Source organism: Rhodoferax sp. GW821-FHT09E07 (assembly GCF_059416145.1).
Map to the genome: position 1 here is coordinate 102,066 of NZ_JBWKOP010000001.1, position 16,823 is coordinate 118,888.

General features: G+C 63.3%; 24 protein-coding genes. 21 read left to right on the plus strand and 3 right to left on the minus strand.

Annotated elements, in window-relative coordinates:
• The first annotated feature begins 10 nt into the window (after positions 1–10).
• From murA to AC07OE_RS00520, 4 genes are read left to right on the plus strand one after another with little or no spacing between them, the layout of a single operon-like run.
• Positions 11–1,276, plus strand: a complete 1,266-nt coding sequence (gene murA / locus AC07OE_RS00505) for a UDP-N-acetylglucosamine 1-carboxyvinyltransferase (RefSeq protein ID WP_495068607.1) — start codon at positions 11–13, stop codon at positions 1,274–1,276.
• An 8-nt stretch (positions 1,277–1,284) separates the two neighbouring features.
• On the plus strand, positions 1,285–1,923 hold the full coding sequence (gene hisG, locus AC07OE_RS00510) for an ATP phosphoribosyltransferase (RefSeq protein WP_495069122.1): 639 nt from the start codon (positions 1,285–1,287) through the stop codon (positions 1,921–1,923).
• A 16-nt stretch (positions 1,924–1,939) separates the two neighbouring features.
• Complete coding sequence (hisD, locus tag AC07OE_RS00515) at positions 1,940–3,256, plus strand: histidinol dehydrogenase (protein WP_495068608.1); 1,317 nt, start codon at positions 1,940–1,942, stop codon at positions 3,254–3,256.
• Between the two features lie 29 nt (positions 3,257–3,285).
• Positions 3,286–3,657, plus strand: a complete 372-nt coding sequence (locus AC07OE_RS00520) for a Rap1a/Tai family immunity protein (RefSeq protein ID WP_495068609.1) — start codon at positions 3,286–3,288, stop codon at positions 3,655–3,657.
• Between the two features lie 16 nt (positions 3,658–3,673).
• Here the strand turns inward: AC07OE_RS00520 and AC07OE_RS00525 are convergent, their stop codons facing one another.
• Both AC07OE_RS00525 and AC07OE_RS00530 read right to left on the minus strand, forming a co-directional pair.
• Positions 3,674–4,366: an outer membrane beta-barrel protein gene (locus tag AC07OE_RS00525; protein WP_495068610.1), complete on the minus strand. Its 693-nt coding sequence runs from the start codon at positions 4,364–4,366 to the stop codon at positions 3,674–3,676.
• 149 nt (positions 4,367–4,515) lie between these two features.
• Positions 4,516–5,136, minus strand: a complete 621-nt coding sequence (locus AC07OE_RS00530) for an LbetaH domain-containing protein (protein ID WP_495068611.1) — start codon at positions 5,134–5,136, stop codon at positions 4,516–4,518.
• Between the two features lie 192 nt (positions 5,137–5,328).
• On the opposite strand from AC07OE_RS00530, the gene AC07OE_RS00535 reads away from it, so the two are divergent.
• The 14 genes from AC07OE_RS00535 (at position 5,329) to tatC (ending at position 13,283) form a co-directional block, all read left to right on the plus strand.
• Positions 5,329–5,553, plus strand: coding sequence for a CopG family transcriptional regulator (locus AC07OE_RS00535; protein ID WP_310339916.1), 225 nt, complete (start codon positions 5,329–5,331; stop codon positions 5,551–5,553).
• Positions 5,546–6,013 carry a PIN domain-containing protein gene (locus tag AC07OE_RS00540; RefSeq protein WP_495068612.1) on the plus strand — a complete coding sequence of 156 codons (468 nt, stop codon included), beginning with the start codon at positions 5,546–5,548 and terminating at the stop codon, positions 6,011–6,013. Before AC07OE_RS00535 ends, AC07OE_RS00540 begins: the two co-directional genes overlap by 8 nt.
• Before the next feature lie 24 nt (positions 6,014–6,037).
• Positions 6,038–7,180: a histidinol-phosphate transaminase gene (hisC, locus tag AC07OE_RS00545; protein ID WP_495068613.1), complete on the plus strand. Its 1,143-nt coding sequence runs from the start codon at positions 6,038–6,040 to the stop codon at positions 7,178–7,180.
• Positions 7,177–7,809 (plus strand): imidazoleglycerol-phosphate dehydratase HisB, encoded by a 633-nt coding sequence (gene hisB, locus AC07OE_RS00550; protein WP_495068614.1) that lies wholly within the window; start codon positions 7,177–7,179, stop codon positions 7,807–7,809. The genes hisC and hisB overlap by 4 nt, the downstream gene beginning before the upstream one ends.
• Positions 7,809–8,468: an imidazole glycerol phosphate synthase subunit HisH gene (hisH, locus tag AC07OE_RS00555; RefSeq protein ID WP_495068615.1), complete on the plus strand. Its 660-nt coding sequence runs from the start codon at positions 7,809–7,811 to the stop codon at positions 8,466–8,468. The genes hisB and hisH overlap by 1 nt, the downstream gene beginning before the upstream one ends.
• Positions 8,469–8,537: 69 nt before the next feature.
• Positions 8,538–9,278, plus strand: a complete 741-nt coding sequence (gene hisA / locus AC07OE_RS00560) for a 1-(5-phosphoribosyl)-5-[(5-phosphoribosylamino)methylideneamino]imidazole-4-carboxamide isomerase (RefSeq protein ID WP_495068616.1) — start codon at positions 8,538–8,540, stop codon at positions 9,276–9,278.
• Positions 9,278–10,057: an imidazole glycerol phosphate synthase subunit HisF gene (gene hisF / locus AC07OE_RS00565; RefSeq protein ID WP_495068617.1), complete on the plus strand. Its 780-nt coding sequence runs from the start codon at positions 9,278–9,280 to the stop codon at positions 10,055–10,057. Before hisA ends, hisF begins: the two co-directional genes overlap by 1 nt.
• 59 nt (positions 10,058–10,116) lie before the next feature.
• Positions 10,117–10,530: a phosphoribosyl-AMP cyclohydrolase gene (gene hisI, locus AC07OE_RS00570; protein ID WP_495068618.1), complete on the plus strand. Its 414-nt coding sequence runs from the start codon at positions 10,117–10,119 to the stop codon at positions 10,528–10,530.
• A gap of 12 nt (positions 10,531–10,542) precedes the next feature.
• The gene (locus AC07OE_RS00575; RefSeq protein WP_495068619.1) at positions 10,543–10,917 is read left to right on the plus strand and encodes a phosphoribosyl-ATP diphosphatase; all 375 of its coding nucleotides are present in this window, start codon (positions 10,543–10,545) and stop codon (positions 10,915–10,917) included.
• A 19-nt stretch (positions 10,918–10,936) separates the two neighbouring features.
• Entirely contained in the window at positions 10,937–11,332 is a 396-nt protein-coding gene (locus AC07OE_RS00580) for a DUF4870 family protein (protein WP_495068620.1), read from the plus strand.
• Positions 11,329–11,703 carry a histidine triad nucleotide-binding protein gene (locus AC07OE_RS00585; RefSeq protein WP_495068621.1) on the plus strand — a complete coding sequence of 125 codons (375 nt, stop codon included), beginning with the start codon at positions 11,329–11,331 and terminating at the stop codon, positions 11,701–11,703. The genes AC07OE_RS00580 and AC07OE_RS00585 overlap by 4 nt, the downstream gene beginning before the upstream one ends.
• 72 nt (positions 11,704–11,775) lie before the next feature.
• Positions 11,776–12,012, plus strand: a complete 237-nt coding sequence (tatA, locus tag AC07OE_RS00590) for a Sec-independent protein translocase subunit TatA (RefSeq protein WP_495068622.1) — start codon at positions 11,776–11,778, stop codon at positions 12,010–12,012.
• A gap of 14 nt (positions 12,013–12,026) precedes the next feature.
• A complete protein-coding gene (gene tatB, locus AC07OE_RS00595; protein WP_495068623.1) occupies positions 12,027–12,470 on the plus strand; it encodes a Sec-independent protein translocase protein TatB in 444 nt (147 codons plus the stop codon).
• A 21-nt stretch (positions 12,471–12,491) separates the two neighbouring features.
• The gene (gene tatC / locus AC07OE_RS00600) at positions 12,492–13,283 is read left to right on the plus strand and encodes a twin-arginine translocase subunit TatC (RefSeq protein WP_495068624.1); all 792 of its coding nucleotides are present in this window, start codon (positions 12,492–12,494) and stop codon (positions 13,281–13,283) included.
• 105 nt (positions 13,284–13,388) lie between these two features.
• On the opposite strand, the gene AC07OE_RS00605 is transcribed toward tatC, so the two are convergent.
• A complete protein-coding gene (locus AC07OE_RS00605) occupies positions 13,389–14,531 on the minus strand; it encodes a S1C family serine protease (RefSeq protein WP_495068625.1) in 1,143 nt (380 codons plus the stop codon).
• A 91-nt stretch (positions 14,532–14,622) separates the two neighbouring features.
• On the opposite strand from AC07OE_RS00605, the gene AC07OE_RS00610 reads away from it, so the two are divergent.
• Genes AC07OE_RS00610 through pdxA form a run of 3 tightly spaced genes read left to right on the plus strand, consistent with a single transcriptional unit; the run spans position 14,623 to position 16,801 of the window.
• Entirely contained in the window at positions 14,623–15,000 is a 378-nt protein-coding gene (locus AC07OE_RS00610) for a hypothetical protein (protein WP_495068626.1), read from the plus strand.
• Positions 14,997–15,749 carry a Nif3-like dinuclear metal center hexameric protein gene (locus tag AC07OE_RS00615; RefSeq protein WP_495068627.1) on the plus strand — a complete coding sequence of 251 codons (753 nt, stop codon included), beginning with the start codon at positions 14,997–14,999 and terminating at the stop codon, positions 15,747–15,749. The genes AC07OE_RS00610 and AC07OE_RS00615 overlap by 4 nt, the downstream gene beginning before the upstream one ends.
• Positions 15,749–16,801: a 4-hydroxythreonine-4-phosphate dehydrogenase PdxA gene (gene pdxA / locus AC07OE_RS00620; RefSeq protein ID WP_495068628.1), complete on the plus strand. Its 1,053-nt coding sequence runs from the start codon at positions 15,749–15,751 to the stop codon at positions 16,799–16,801. Before AC07OE_RS00615 ends, pdxA begins: the two co-directional genes overlap by 1 nt.
• The last annotated feature ends 22 nt before the right edge of the window (positions 16,802–16,823 follow it).

Here is a 16,823-nt window from a genome sequence, read left to right on the forward strand (position 1 = left end):
AAGACTTCTTATGGACAAACTCCTGATTCGTGGTGGCCGCCAACTCCAAGGCGAGGTGCTGATCTCCGGTGCCAAGAACGCCGCATTGCCTGAGCTGTGTGCCACGCTGCTCACTGCAGATCCCGTGACGCTATTGAACGTGCCGCGCCTGCAAGACGTGTCCACCATGCTCAAGCTCATCCGCAACATGGGCGTGCAGATCGAGCAGCGCGATGACGGTTCGGTGCTGGCAAATGCTGCTGGCTTGACCAATCCCGAAGCACCCTACGAACTGGTGAAGACCATGCGTGCCTCGGTGCTGGCGCTGGGCCCGCTGCTGGCGCGCTTTGGCGAGGCCACGGTGTCCCTGCCTGGTGGCTGTGCCATTGGCTCGCGCCCTGTGGACCAGCACATCAAGGGCCTGCAGGCCATGGGCGCCGAGATTGTGGTCGAGCACGGCTACATGATCGCCAAGCTGCCCAAGGGCTGGACACGCCTGAAGGGCGCGCGCATTGCCACCGACATGGTGACGGTAACAGGTACCGAAAACTTCCTCATGGCCGCCGCGCTGGCCGAGGGCGAAACGATTCTGGAAAACGCCGCGCAAGAGCCGGAGATCCCCGACCTTGCCGAGATGCTCATCAAGATGGGCGCCAAGATTGAAGGCCATGGCACCAGCCGCATCCGTATCCAGGGTGTGGAGAAGCTGCATGGCTGCACCCACCAGGTGGTGGCGGACCGGATCGAGACCGGTACCTTCCTCTGCGCCGTGGCGGCCACCGGCGGTGACGTCGTTTTGAAGCACGGCCGTGCCGACCATCTGGATGCCGTCGTGGACAAGCTGCGCGATGCCGGTGCCACGGTGGAGGCGATTGAGGGCGGCATCCACGTGAAGTCGCAAGGCCGCCTGAAGGCGCAGAGCTTCCGCACCACCGAGTACCCCGGTTTCCCTACCGACATGCAGGCCCAGTTCATGGCACTCAACGCGATCTCGCATGGCCCCAGCAAGGTGACGGAAACCATCTTCGAGAACCGCTTCATGCACGTGAACGAGCTGGTACGCCTGGGTGCGCACATCCAGATCGACGGCAAGGTGTCGGTGATTGAAGGCGTGGAAAAACTGTCTGGCGCCACCGTGATGGCGACTGACCTGCGCGCCTCTGCCAGCCTGGTGATTGCCGGCCTGGTGGCGGACGGCGAAACCGTGGTGGACCGTATCTACCACCTGGACCGTGGCTACGACCAGATGGAAGCCAAGCTGCGCGGCATTGGCGCAGACATCGAGCGCATCAAATGAGCACAGACATGATTACCCTGGCCCTGTCCAAAGGCCGCATCTTTGAAGAAACCGTGCCCCTGCTCAAGGCGGCGGGCATCGAGGTGCTGGACGACCCCGAGAAATCGCGCAAGCTGATTCTGGCCACCAACCAGCCGCATGTGCGCCTGCTGGTGGTGCGCGCCACCGATGTGCCCACGTATGTGCAGTACGGCGGGGCCGACCTCGGTATCACCGGCAAGGACACCTTGCTGGAGCATGGCAGCCAGGGCCTCTACCAGCCACTGGATTTGCAAATTGCCAAGTGCCGCATCAGCGTGGCCGTGCGTGCCGACTTTGACTATGCGTCTGCGGTCAAGCAGGGTTCGCGCCTCAAAGTGGCCACCAAGTACGTGGCGATTGCACGTGAGTTCTTCGCCAGCAAGGGCGTGCACGTAGACCTGATCAAGCTCTACGGCAGCATGGAGCTGGCGCCCCTGGTGGGCCTGGCCGACGCCATCGTGGACCTGGTGTCCACCGGCAACACCCTGAAGGCCAACCACCTGGTGGAGGTGGAGCGCATCATGGACATCAGCTCGCGTCTGGTGGTCAATCAGGCTGCGCTAAAGCTCAAACAAGAACCCATCCGCAAGATCATCAACGCCTTTGCCGGCGCGGTAGGCAAATAACCTAATTCAATTTGCTATGACTTTTGTAGCTGCTCCCGCAATGTTGACGACGGCTGATGCCCAGTTTGAGGCCCAATTCAAGGCGCGCTTGCACTGGTCGGCCGACACCGATGCGGCCATCGAGCAGCGCGTGGCCGACATCCTGGCCGACGTGCAGGCCCGGGGTGATGCCGCCGTGCTGGAGTACACCGCGCGTTTTGATGGCCTGAGCGCGCCCACCATGCAGGCGCTGGAGCTCACGCAGACCGAACTCAAGGCCGCGTTCGACAGCATTCCTGCCGTGCAGCGGGAAGCGCTACAAGCCGCCGCCGCCCGCGTGCGCCGCTACCACGAGGCGCAGAAGAAGGCCTCGGGCGAGAGCTGGAGCTACCGCGACGAAGACGGTACGCTCTTGGGCCAGAAGGTCACACCGCTGGACCGCGTGGGCATTTATGTGCCTGGCGGCAAGGCCGCGTATCCGTCCAGCGTGCTGATGAACGCCATTCCCGCCCACGTGGCTGGCGTGGGCGAAATCATCATGGTGGTGCCCACGCCCAAGGGTGAGAAGAACGCCTTGGTGCTGGCCGCCGCCTATGTGGCTGGCGTCTCCCGCGCCTTCACCATTGGCGGCGCCCAGGCCGTGGCCGCGCTGGCCTATGGCACGCAGAGCATTCCCGCCGTGCACAAGATCACTGGCCCCGGCAACGCCTATGTGGCCGCCGCCAAGCGCCGCGTGTTTGGCACCGTGGGCATCGACATGATTGCCGGTCCCAGCGAGATTCTGGTGCTGGCCGATGGCACCACGCCGCCCGACTGGGTGGCGATGGATTTGTTCAGCCAGGCCGAGCACGATGAGCTGGCGCAAAGCATCCTGCTGTGCCCGGATGCCGCCTACATCGCCCAAGTGCAGGCCAGCATCAACCGCCTGCTCGGCGAGATGCCCCGCGCCGAAATCATTGCCAAGAGCCTCACCGGCCGCGGCGCGCTGATCCACACGCGGAGCATGGAAGAGGCCTGCGAGATCAGCAACCGCATCGCGCCCGAGCATCTCGAGGTGAGCAGCAACGACCCGCACAAATGGGAGCCGCTGCTCAAGCACGCCGGCGCCATTTTCCTGGGTGCGTATACGTCGGAAAGCCTGGGCGACTACTGCGCCGGCCCCAACCACGTGCTGCCCACCAGCGGCACGGCACGCTTCAGCAGCCCGCTGGGCGTCTATGACTTTCAGAAGCGCAGCAGCCTGATTGAGGTGAGCGAGCAGGGCGCCCAGGGCCTGGGTCAGATCGCCAGCGTGCTGGCCCACGGCGAGGGCCTGCAAGCCCACGCGCGCGCGGCGGAAATGCGATTGAAGTAAGAATGCTTGCAGACGGACGACTAAATCCCATGCACACACATTCACCCCGCGCCACTTTTCAACGGGCCGCCATGGTACTGGCCCTTCTTGCTGCAAGCATGGCCACTGTCCATGCCATGACCATCCGCGAAATGCGGGCGCTGGAGAAGACAGAAAAGCAGGGCAGCACCTACACGGACTACTACCTGGTGGGTGTGATGGAAGGCGCTATCGAGGCCCACAGCCAGGATGTGCGCAATGGCGCCAAACCCAGCATCTGCCTCAACGGCCGCCGCTTGGAACCCAGCATGGCCAAGAACCTCTACACCACCGAGCTCAAGCGCAATGCCGAACTCTATGAGGCCGACATGCCCGTGCAACTGGTGGTGACCAATGCGCTGACCACGGTCTATCCCTGCTAACTCGCAGGGCGGGTGATTAGTAGCGGTAGCGCACGCCCAACGTGGTGGCGCTGACCCGCTCGGTCTTGCCAGGGTATTTCACGTAGTGCTCGTCATACGCCAGCACGCCTGACCAATTGGTGCCGAAGAGGTATTCGGCCCCCACGCCGTAGGACCAGTCAAAGCCGCGTTCGCTGCCGGTCTGCACGCCGGATGCCGCGCTGGCCGACACATCGGTGCGGCTGTAGGTGGTGCCAATTTTGCCCAGCAGGTTGAAATTGGGGTTCAGCGGCATGCGCCCGATCAGGCTCAGGTTGATGCCATCCACCTTGGTAGACCCGCCGGACCGGTTTACCGAGCCGAAGTCGGTGTAGCCAACTTCAAAACCGTAGTTCTGGTTGTTGAAATAGTTGCCCATGTACAGGCCGTAGGCGCTGGACTGGTTGCTGCCGCCCCAGTTGCCAAAGCCGGTGATGGGGCGCGACAGGTCGGCCGAGCCCGCATTGAAGCCAAAGTAGCTGGACCCCGGCGCGCGCATGTTGCCCATGCTGAGGCCGGAACCGGAGCTGGTACCGTCCGCGTTGGTGGTCGTGTTCTGCGCAAGACTGAGGCCGCAGGTTGCCAAAGTGGCGATGCCCAACAGCAGCCCTGCTGCACGGCGCACGGAGGAGGACGTCAGGCTGCCGAGCGGAGTGCGGCGCGTTGGAGCGAGAGGTTGGCATGTGTGCATGGCGAAAATTCCTTGTAGAGGGTGAAACACCCGTCCACTGTCAGTTTTTCCCGCTCCGCGTTCTGTGCGCTGGCGTGCATACCGGGCCTTTGCGCGTAAGAATTTGCAACACGCTGTGGGTGCAGGCCCCACTTCACAAGACGGAAGTTTCAGCTGTCCTGGTCGTACAGGGCAGTGCGGGCCACCACGGTGTTTGGGCCCAACAACGCACCCGGCGCCAGAGTGGCGTTTGCACCGATGCGCGCGTGGTCTCCCACCAGCGCACCGAACTTCTGGACCCCGGTGTGATGGAGCGTGTTGCCCACCCGTACCCGAATCTCCTTGTCCGACCGCTCATTGCGGTAATTGCAGATGATGCTGCCGGCTTCCAGATTTACATCCGCACCCAGGATGCTGTCGCCCACGAAGTTGAAATGGGCGAGCTTGCTCCCCTGAAACACAAACGAGGACTTGAGTTCCGAGCCCGGTCCCACCACGCAATCGGCGGCGACCCAATTGCCGCCTCTCAGGTACGCGCCAGACGCCAGCAGGCAATTGGGGCCGACAAGCAGCGGTCCTTTCAACGTGGCACCTGCTTCCGTCACCGCGCTGCGGTGCACGGCCACCTCGTCCGCCACCACATAGTCCCGCAGGTCGGTCTGGTTCAGCAGGGTGCGGACGATGGCTGCGGCGCTGGCCGTGATCTCCCAAGGTGGCAGGTGGCTCCACTGCCGCAAGGGGGAGGTGGTGATGGACGGAATGAAGCTGGCAAGGGGGACTGGAGAGGTCATGGCGTCACCGTTATGAGATTGATGTTGGCTGCTAGCCCCCGTGAAATATGCGTTAGTTGCTCATATAACGATAGCGGGGAACTTGTATCCGTTCTCTGGTTGTGCATTTTTGAGCACTATACCGCCGAGCACTTTTCAGAAACATTTACACGAACTTCGTGTTGCACGAAATTCGTGTAAAATGGTGGCAACATGAAAAACGTCACCATCACTGTCGAAGACGCCACGCTGGAGTGGGTGCGCATTGAGGCGGCCCGGCGCAATACCAGCGTGTCGCGTCTGGTGGGGGAGATGCTGACCGACAAGATGCAGCATGACGACGCCTATGCCCGCGCGCAGCGCGACTGGGTGGCGGACACCTCGTCGTTCAGCTCCGGCGGCAAGCCCTACCCGCAGCGGGAGGCCCTGAATGGCTAGCCCGCTCGACACCTCTGGCGCCATCGTCTTTGTGGACACCAACGTGCTGTTGGCGGCCGATGATGCGTTCGATGCCACCCGCCAGGCCCGCGTGCGCGACTGGCTGCAGGCGCTCTGGGCGCGCCGGGCGGGGCGCATCAGCACCCAGGTGCTGAACGCCTACTACGTGGGCGCCACCCGGCACTTCGCCATGCCGCAGGGCGATGCGCGCGCCAAGCTGCGCCGCTACCAGCTTTGGCAGCCCTGGCAGATTGACCACCAGACCGTGGAAACGGCCTGGGGTGTGGAGGCCCGCTTTGGCCTGCCGTACTGGGACGCGCTCATCGTGGCCGCTGCCGCGCAAAGCGGCGCCACCCATGTGCTGTCGCTGGACCTGCAGCACGGCCAGCAGATCGACGGCGTCACCATCCTCAGCCCCTTGCTTGCCACGCCCGCCGATGTGGCGCTGGCCGCCGACTAGTTTTTTAGCTCTGAAAGCCCCTGCATGACCACCTCCACCGACAGCACCGTCAATGCGCTGATCCAGCGCCGCATCCGTCAGGACGTGCAAGGTATGCACGCCTACGCCATCCAAGACTCCAAGGGCATGGTCAAGCTCGACGCCATGGAGAACCCGCACCGCCTGCCCGCCGAGCTGCAAGAGGCCTTGGGCAAGCGTCTGGGTGCGCTGGCGCTGAACCGCTACCCCGACGGCCGCGTGAATGATTTGCGCCAGGCCCTGGCCGCCTACGCAGGCATGCCCGAAGGTTTTGACATCATGCTGGGCAATGGCTCGGACGAACTCATCAGCCTGCTGGCCATGGCTTGCGACGTGCCCGTGGCGCCCGGCCAGCCCAAGCCTGCCATTCTGGCGCCGCTGCCGGGCTTTGTGATGTACTCCATGAGTGCGCAGCTGCAAGGGCTGGACTTTGTGGGCGTGCCGCTCACCGCCGACTTTGCGCTGGACGTGCCGGCCATGGTGCAGGCGATTGAGACCCACCAGCCCGCCATCGTCTACCTGGCCTACCCCAACAACCCCACGGCCAACCTGTGGGCCGAGGCCGACATGGTGCGCGTGGTGGCCGCGGCGCAGGCCGCGGGCAGCATTGTGGCCATTGACGAGGCCTACCAGCCGTTTTCCAGCCGTACCTACCTGGACGTGATCCGCGCCAACCCGGCTGCCAACGCCCACGTGCTGCTGATGCGCACCATGAGCAAGTTTGGCCTGGCCGGCGTGCGCATTGGCTACATGGTGGGCCCCAAGGCGCTCATCGCCCAGGTGGACAAGGTGCGCCCGCCCTACAACATCAGCGTGCTGAACTACGAGTGCGCGCTGTTCGCGCTCGAGCACCGGGAGGCTTTTGCGGCCCAAGCCCTCGAAATCTGTGCGCAACGCGCTACGCTTTTAGGAGCATTGCGGGTGCTGCCGGGCGTCACGGCCTGGGACAGTGACGCCAATATGGTGCTGATCCGCATCGCGGGCGAAGGTGATGCGGCACAAAAAGTGTTCGATGGCCTCAAGGCGCGCGGCGTTCTGGTTAAGAACGTTTCTAAAATGCATCCATTGCTGGCCCAATGTTTGCGGCTCACCGTTGGCACCGCCACCGAGAACGCGCAGCTGTTGAAGGCCCTGCAGGAATCCCTATGACTACCAACTACCCATTGACCGAAGTGCCCCAGACCTACGCGCCCCGCATTGCCGAGGTCTCGCGCAATACCGCAGAGACCAAGATCAAGGTCCGCGTCAACCTGGATGGCACCGGCGTGAGCCGCCTGTCCACCGGCATCGGTTTCTTCGACCACATGCTGGACCAGATCGCCCGCCACGGCATGATCGACCTCGATATCGAGGCCGATGGCGACCTGCACATTGACGGCCACCACACGGTGGAAGACGTGGGCATCACGTTGGGCCAGGCCTTCCACCAGGCCATTGGGGACAAGAAGGGCATCCGCCGCTACGGCCACGCCTATGTGCCGCTGGACGAGGCGCTCTCCCGCGTGGTGATTGACTTTTCGGGTCGCCCTGGGCTGGAGATGAATGTTCCCTTTAAGAGCGGCATGATCGGCGCGTTCGACACGCAGCTTACCCACGAGTTCTTCCAGGGCTTTGTGAACCATGCCTTTGTGACCCTGCACATCGACAACCTGAAGGGCGAAAACGCCCACCACCAGGCCGAAACCGTGTTCAAGGCCTTTGCCCGCGCGTTGCGCGCTGCCATCGAGTTCGACCCACGCGCCTTGGGCATGATTCCTTCCACCAAGGGTTCGCTGTAATGAAAAAAGTGGCGGTGGTGGACTACGGCATGGGCAACCTGCGTTCGGTCACCCAGGCGGTAATGCATGTGGCGGCCGATGCTGGCGTCGACGTGGTCTGGGCCCGCACTGCGCAAGAGGTGATGGACGCCGAGCGCGTGGTACTGCCCGGCCAGGGCGCCATGCGCGACTGCATGCGCGAGCTGCACGATTCCGGCATGTTCGACGCCGTCATGCACGCGGCAGCGAACAAACCACTCATGGGCGTGTGCGTGGGCATGCAAATGTTGCTGGACCACAGCGACGAGCAGAACACCCCCAGCCTGGGTCTGATTCCGGGCAAGGTGGTGAAATTCGAGCTGGCCGGGCAAATCCAGCCCGATGGCAGCCGCTACAAGGTGCCGCAAATGGGCTGGAACCAGGTCTGGCAGACCGGCCATGCCGGCGTGCCCAGGCACCCGGTATGGGGCGAAGTGCCCGATGGCAGCTACTTCTACTTTGTACACAGTTACTACGCCCAACCGTCTGATGCGCGCCACAGCGTAGGCGAGACGGACTATGGCCAGCGCTTTTCAGCGGCGATTGCACGCGATAATATTTTCGCAACGCAGTTCCACCCTGAAAAAAGCGCCGAGCATGGCTTGGCCCTGTACCGTAACTTCCTGCACTGGAATCCTTGATTCACCTTCCTGCCCGCTCCCTGGCGGCTGGCAAAGCGATTTTTCTTTTCGTTCCAACCCTGAAGCACCATGCTTTTAATTCCTGCGATTGACCTCAAAGACGGCCACTGTGTACGCCTCAAACAAGGCGATATGGACCAATCCACCACGTTTGGCGAAGACCCCGCGGTCATGGCCCGCAGCTGGGTGGACAAAGGGGCAAGACGTCTGCACCTGGTCGATCTGAACGGCGCGTTTGCCGGCCATCCCAAGAACGAGATGGCGATCCGCAAGATCCTCAAGGAAGTGGGCAACGAGATCGACGTGCAACTGGGCGGCGGCATCCGCGACCTGGACACGATCGAACGCTACCTGGACGCTGGCCTGCGCTACGTGATCATCGGCACCGCCGCGGTCAAGAACCCCGGTTTCCTGCAGGACGCCTGCACCGCGTTTGGCGGCCACATCATCGTGGGCCTGGACGCACGCGATGGCAAGGTCGCCACCGATGGTTGGAGCAAGCTCACCCGCCACGACGTGGTGGACCTGGGCAAGAAATTTGAAGACTATGGCGTGGAAGGCATCATCTACACCGACATCGGCCGCGACGGCATGCTGTCCGGTATCAACATTGACGCCACCGTCAAGCTGGCCCAGGCCCTGACCATCCCCGTCATCGCATCCGGTGGCTTGTCCAACATGGCCGACATCGAAGCCCTGTGCGCCGTGGAAGACGAAGGCGTGGAAGGCGTGATCTGCGGCCGCGCGATTTACAGCGGCGACCTGGACTTTCAAAAGGCGCAAGAGCGCGCTGATGAATTGAACGGCTGATGCTCGCCAAACGCATCATTCCCTGCCTGGATGTTACGGGTGGGCGAGTTGTCAAAGGCGTCAACTTCGTGGAACTGCGCGACGCCGGTGACCCTGTGGAAATCGCCGCCCGTTACAACGACCAAGGCGCTGACGAACTCACGTTTCTGGACATCACCGCCACCAGCGATGGCCGCGACCTGATCCTGCACATCATCGAAGCCGTAGCCAGCCAGGTCTTCATTCCGCTGACCGTGGGTGGGGGCGTGCGTGTGGTGGAAGACGTGCGCCGCCTGCTCAATGCGGGGGCCGACAAGGTGAGCTTCAATTCGGCGGCACTGGCCAATCCCCAAGTGATCGAAGACGCCTCCCTGAAATACGGCTCCCAGGCCATCGTGGTGGCCATTGACGCCAAGCGCCGCTCCGACGAAGACGCCGCCACCCGTGGTGCCGGCTGGGACGTGTACAGCCACGGTGGCCGCAAAAACACCGGCCTGGACGCCGTGGCCTGGGCCACCGAGATGGCGCGCCGCGGGGCGGGCGAGATTTTGCTCACCAGCATGGACCGCGACGGCACCAAAAGCGGCTTTGACCTGGCGCTGACCCGCGCCGTGGCCGATGCCATCAGCGTGCCCGTGATCGCCTCTGGCGGCGTGGGCAACCTGGACCACCTGGCCGACGGCGTGCAGCAGGGCGGGGCCGATGCGGTGCTGGCCGCCAGCATCTTCCACTACGGTGAATACACCGTAGCCCAGGCCAAGGCCCGCATGGCCGAACGCGGCATTCCCGTTCGCATATAAGCCTTTTAGGCCTCTAGCCCCCATCAATGCTGCGCGAGCAGCTATGAATTAAGTAGCACATGGAACCCACTCCCACCCCTCCCGTGAGCTGGCTCAAACACATTCGCTGGGACTCCAAAGGCCTGGTGCCGGTGATTGCGCAGGAGCAGGGCACGAACGATGTGCTCATGTTCGCCTGGATGAACCGCGAGGCCCTGCAAAAGACGGCCGAGCTGGGCCAGGCGGTGTACTTCAGCCGTTCGCGCAACAAACTTTGGTACAAGGGGGAGGAGTCCGGCCATGTACAAAAGGTGCACGAGATCCGCATGGACTGCGACAACGATGTGATCCTGCTCAAGGTGACCCAGTTGGGTCATGAGCCTGGCATCGCTTGCCACACCGGCCGTCACAGCTGCTTTTTCAGCGTGTTGGAAAATGGCGAGTGGAAAGCCGTGGACCCGGTCTTGAAAGATCCCGAGTCCATCTATAAATAATGAGCTAGCAAGATGTCCATTTCTCAAGACTCCTTGGCCGCCCTGGCCGCCGTGATTGAAAGCCGCAAGGTAGCCAATGGCGGCAACCCGGACGCCAGCTATGTGTCCCGCCTGCTGCACAAGGGGCCCGACGCCTTCCTGAAGAAAATTGGCGAGGAAGCCACCGAGGTGGTGATGGCCGCCAAGGACGCGGACCATGGCGGTGACGCCAGCAAGATCGTCTACGAAGTGGCCGACCTGTGGTTCCACTGCATGGTGGCACTGTCGCACTACGGCCTGTCGCCTGCCGATGTGATTGCCGAGCTGGAGCGCCGTGTGGGCACCAGCGGGCTGGAAGAGAAAGCCCTGCGCAAAGTCATTGCGCGTGAGGCGGAGCCCAAAGCCTAACCCTGAACCAGGAGTGCGCATGAGCCAGAACTTCACCACCCCCGACGACGCGGCCAGTTTGCAAAAGCTGCAGTCGCTCAACACCGTGGGCACTATCAGCTATGTGTTGCACCTGATCGTGGCGGTCAGCGCCTTCATTCCTGGTGGCCAGTTTGGCGTGACGTTGCTGCTGGTGGCGCTGATTCTGGACATGGTCAAGCGCGAAGATGCGGCCGGCACCTGGCATGCCTCGCATTTCCGCTGGCGCATCCGCTCGGTGCTGATGGCCGGGCTGCTGTACATCGTCACCACGCCCCTGTGGCTCCTGCTCATCATTCCCGGCTATATCGCCTGGGGGCTGGTGTCACTGTGGTTCCTCTATCGCATCGTTAGCGGCTTCATCGCCATGAACAAGGGCCAGGAGATTGGTGCATGAGCACACACACACCGGGGCACGACGCCAACTGCATTTTCTGCAAGATCATTGCCAAGCAGATTCCGTCTAAAACGGTCTACGAGGACGATCAGGTCTACGCCTTCCACGATATCAATCCCTGGGCGCCGGTCCATTTCTTGCTGGTGCCCAAAGCCCACATTGCCAGCATGGCGCAGGTGGGGCCTGAACATGCCGCCCTCATGGGGCATATGATGGCCTTGGTACCCAAGCTGGCCTTGCAGGAGGGTTGCAATCCCTACCCGGATGGCGGCTACCGTTTGGTGACCAACACCGGCGCAGAGGGGGGGCAGGAGGTACACCACCTGCACTTCCATGTCATGGGCGGCCCGCGCCCTTGGCTGCGTGGGTAGTAAACAGCGGCGGCGCAATAAAAGGGCTTTGCCCACGCCGACTAGAATTCAATACATCGTTAGGAGTAAATCATGGGTTCATTTTCTATTTGGCACTGGTTGATCGTTCTGTTGATCGTGGTCATGGTGTTCGGCACCAAGAAGCTCAAGAACATCGGTACTGACTTGGGCGGTGCGGTCAAGGGCTTCAAGGACGGCATGCGTGATGGTGCAGCCTCGGCTGACGACAAGCCTGCTGCCCCCGCGCAGCAAGTGGCCAACGCGTCTGAAAAAACCACGATCGACGTGGAAGCCAAGCAAAAAAACTGAAGCGATAGCACTGCGTGATTGACCTCGGCATATCGAAAATGGCGCTGATCGGCGCGGTGGCGCTGGTCGTCATCGGGCCGGAGAAGCTTCCCAAAGTCGCCCGCACCGTGGGTGCCTTGCTGGGCAAGGCGCAGCGCTATGTGGCCGACGTCAAGGCCGAGGTGAGCCGATCCATGGAGCTCGATGAGCTCAAGAAGATGCGTGAAACGGTGGAGGGTGCCGCGCGCGACGTGGAGAACTCCATCCAGACGCAGGCCAGCGATTTTGAAAAGTCGTGGTCCGACGCCACCGACGCGGCGCTGGAGCCCCAGCCCCCCCAATACAAGCACCCGAACAAGAACTGGCGCCTCAAGCAAGGCGCCATGCCCCAGTGGTACAAGGCCCGTGCGGGCGTGCGTACCCGGGCGCAGTCGGGCGCAGCCCGCGTGGCACGGTTTCGGCCGCCCCGCGTGCGCTGACCGGCACCACCACCTTTCCCCATGGCATCAGACAACAATCCGCAAGACGAGCTTGCCGGCACCGAGCAGCCCTTTGTGCAGCATTTGATGGAGCTGCGCGACCGCCTGGTCAAGGCCGCCATCGCCGTGGGCGTGGCCCTGGCCCTGCTGGCGATCTACCCGGGGCCGGCTGCGCTGTACGACATTCTGGCAGCGCCTCTGGTGGGCTCATTGCCCGCGGGGGGCAAGCTGATCGCCACCTCGGTGATTTCGCCATTTCTGGTGCCACTCAAGATCATGCTGATGACGGCGTTTCTGTTGGCGTTGCCGGTGGTGCTGTGGCAGGTGTGGGCCTTTGTGGCGCCAGGCTTGTACAGCCATGAGAAAAAGCTGGTGCTCCCGCTGGTGATCTCCAGCACGCTGCTGTTCTTCGTGGGGGTGGCGTTTTGCTACTTCTTCGTGTTTGGCCAGGTGTTCAAGTTCATCCAGAGCTTTGCGCCCAAGAGCATTTCCGCCACGCCCGACATCGAGGCCTACCTCGACTTCGTGCTCTCCATGTTCCTGGCTTTCGGGCTGGCGTTCGAGGTGCCCATTGTGGTGATCGTGCTGGCGCGCATGGGGCTGGTCAGCATCGACAAACTCAAGGGCTTTCGCAGCTACTTCATCGTGGTGGCCTTTGTGGCGGCTGCCATCGTCACGCCGCCCGACGTGGTGTCGCAGCTCGCGCTGGCCATTCCCATGTGCATCCTGTATGAGATCGGTATCTGGGCGGCGCAGGTGTTCATCAAGCACACCCAGGCGCCACCTGAAGAGGCACCCACTTCAGGTTCTTGAGCCTTTCAGGCCGCTAGCCCCCGTATCCATTGCGAAAGTAGCTCCTGAATCCATAGCAAAAAGGCGACCCTGGGGTCGCCTTTTTGCTTGGTGTCGCAGCTGATGCTAGTGGGGTGCAGCCTTTGGTTTGGGGCGCACGCCAGGGGTCACGTTGAGCTGCACCTTCTGGTTCTTGCGCTCAATGGTGAAAGCCGCTGCGGTGCCCGGCTTGAGCGAGGCCACCACCGACAGCAACTGCGTCACATCGGCAATCGGATGGTCGGCAATGCTGACGATCACGTCCCCGGGGCGCACACCGGCCTGGGCCGCCGGTCCGTTTTGCAGCACGCCGGTAATGATCACGCCTTCCTTGGTCTTCACATCAAAGGTCTCGGCCAGCTCCGGCGAGAGGTCGTTGGGCTCCACGCCAATCCAGCCGCGCGTGACCTGGCCGTCTTTGACAATGCCGTCCAGCACCTGCTTGGCCGTGGTGACGGGAATGGCAAAGCCAATGCCCATGCTGCCGCCAGAGCGTGAGTAGATGGCCGTGTTGATGCCCAGCAGGTGGCCGTTGGTGTCCACCAGCGCGCCGCCCGAGTTGCCGGGGTTGATGGCCGCATCGGTCTGGATGAAGTTCTCGAAGGTGTTGATGCCCAGCTGGTTGCGTCCCAGCGCGCTGACGATGCCGCTGGTCACGGTCTGGCCCACGCCAAACGGGTTGCCAATCGCCAGCACCTGGTCGCCCACCTGCAGGGTGTCGGAGTTGCCCAGCACCATGGTGGGCAGCTTGTCCAGATCGATCTTCACGACGGCCAGGTCACTGTCGGGGTCCGTGCCGATGACCTTGCCCTTGGTGTGGCGGCCATCGTTCAGAAATACCTCGATCTCGTCGGCGTCTTCCACCACATGGTTGTTGGTCAGGATGTAGCCGCTGGCACTGACGATCACACCGCTACCCAGGCCGCCCTGGGCTTCGCTGCCCTGGTCGCCATAGAAAAACTTGAACCAGGGATCATTGGCGTTGGGGTTTTTGGTGGCCGCCTTGCTGGTGTTGATGCTGACCACGGCGGCCGATGCTTTTTGTGCCGCCAGACGGAAGCTGCCGGGCGGGACTTCGCCGGGCGCCAGGGCAGGGGCCTCCAGCAGGGCAATGGCACCGCCCGCGCCAGGTGAATGGCCCAGCCATTGCGGCTTGAGCGTGGCCACCACAAAATATGCTGCCAGCAGCACCGTGGCGGTTTGGGAAAACAGCAACCAGAGACGTTTCATCGGTAAATCCAGCATGGGCAGCGCACAGGCGCGCCGCACGGGGCAAATTGTAGGCGGCAAGCATCCGCGCGTTACAGTGCAGCCAGCACATATGCCATCGTCCACCTACACCATCCACATTCACTCCGAGGCCCCGCCCAAGCCCGCTGTGGGCGCAGCCTGCAATGGCTGCGGCGTGTGTTGCCTGGTCGAACCCTGCCCGCTGGGCATGCTGCTGTCAGGCAGGCGCCGCGGCGCCTGCGACGCGCTGCGTTGGAGCGAGGCGGACTCCGCATACCGCTGCGGTGCCATCACGGCGCCCCATGCGGTGGCGCAGGCGGCGATGCCCTGGGCCGGGGGTCGTGGTGTACGGTGGGTGCAGTTGTTGGCTGCGGCCGTGCTGCGCCGCACAGCGCACCGCTGGGTTGCGGCCGGGCGGGGCTGCGACAGCACGCTGCAACCCCAATCCTCCCCGACAATCACACCATGACCGACCGCACCACCTTGCTCTCCACGCTGGACGCGCTGCTGCAACCCGAGCGCTTCAAAGATTACGGACCCAATGGCCTGCAGGTGGAGGGGCGCGCCGATGTGCATACCCTGGTATCGGGGGTGACCGCCAGTCTTGCGCTCATCGAAGCGGCCATTGCGGCCAAGGCCGATGCGATCCTCGTGCACCATGGCCTGTTCTGGCGCGGTTACGACGGCCGTGTGACCGGCTGGATGCGCCAGCGCCTGGGTCTGCTGCTGGCACACAATATCAACCTGTTCGCCTACCACCTGCCGCTGGATGCCCACCCCGAACTGGGCAACAATGCACAGCTGGGGCAGGTGCTGGGGCTGGCGGCGGACACTCGCTTTGGGGAGCAGCAGCTGGGCTTCCTGGGCGCGGCGCCTGCAGACCTGAGCACGGCGCAGGACTTGGCCTACCGTGTGCAGACCCGGTTGGGCCGCACGGTGACCCTGGTGTCTGGCGGTACGCAGCCCTTGCGCCGCATTGCCTGGTGCACCGGCGGTGCCCAAGGCTATTTTGAAGATGCCATTGCCGCCGGGGCCGATGCTTTTCTCACCGGTGAGATTTCCGAACCCCAGGCCCACTACGCCCGCGAGTGCGGCGTGGCCTACATTGCCTGCGGCCACCACGCCAGCGAGCGCTATGGTGCGCCCGCGGTGGGAGCCCACGTGGCGGCACAGCTGGGTCTTTCGCACCAGTTCATCGACATCGACAATCCCGCATGATGCGTACGCCTGTTTCCCCCATCGCCCTTACGCTGGGCGACGCCGCCGGCATTGGTCCCGAAATCATTGCCCAGTGCTTTCTGCGTGAGCCCGAGGCGCTGCGCGGTTGCTTTGTAGCCGGCGATGTGCAGGCCATGCGACGTGCGCTGGCCGTGGTGCAGGGCGTGGTGCCGCTGCCTGTGGTGCAGATCGCTACTCCGTTCGAAGTGCAGCAACTGCCGCCGCGCTGCCTGCCCGTCCTGCAGGTGGGCGATGCCTTGGCGCCCGTGGCCTGGGGCCAGGTCAGTGCGGCCGCTGGCGAGTTCGCCGGCCGCTGCGTGCTGTGGGCGGCGGATGCCGCGCTGCGCGGCGAGGTGGCTGCACTGGTCACGGCTCCACTGCACAAGGAAGCCCTGTCTGCCGCAGGTGCCCCGTATGACGCCTACCCGGGCCATACCGAGATGCTGCAAGCCGCCGCCGCGCGCCATGCCGGCGTGGCGGTGGACGCCATGCCCGTGCGCATGATGCTGGCCAACGACGAGCTGCGCACTGTGCTGGTCAGTATCCATGTCTCGCTGCGCGACGCGCTGGCCGCCGTAACCATGGACAACGTGCTGCAAACCATTCTCATCACCCATGCCGCGCTCTTGCGTACGCTGGGCCGTACACCGCGCATTGCGGTGGCGGGTGTGAACCCCCATGCGGGGGAGGGCGGCCTGTTTGGCCACGAGGAGCTGGACACGGTGATTCCGGCCGTGGAGGCTGCGCGCGCCCAGGGCTGCCAGGTGTTTGGGCCTTATGCGCCCGACACGGTGTTCATGCGGGCCCGCCATGCGGCGGGGCATCCAGGCGAGTTTGATGTGGTCGTGGCCATGTACCACGACCAGGGATTGATTCCGGTGAAGTACCTGGGCGTGGAGCAGGGCGTGAATGTGACGCTGGGCCTGCCACTGGTGCGCACCAGCCCGGACCACGGCACCGCGTTTGATATTGCCGGCACGGGCCGCGCTGATCCATCCAGCCTACTGGCCGCCATTCACATGGCGCGCCAACTTTGCAGCACAGCCGTTTAAAAAGAAAAGGGGGCTCTAGCCC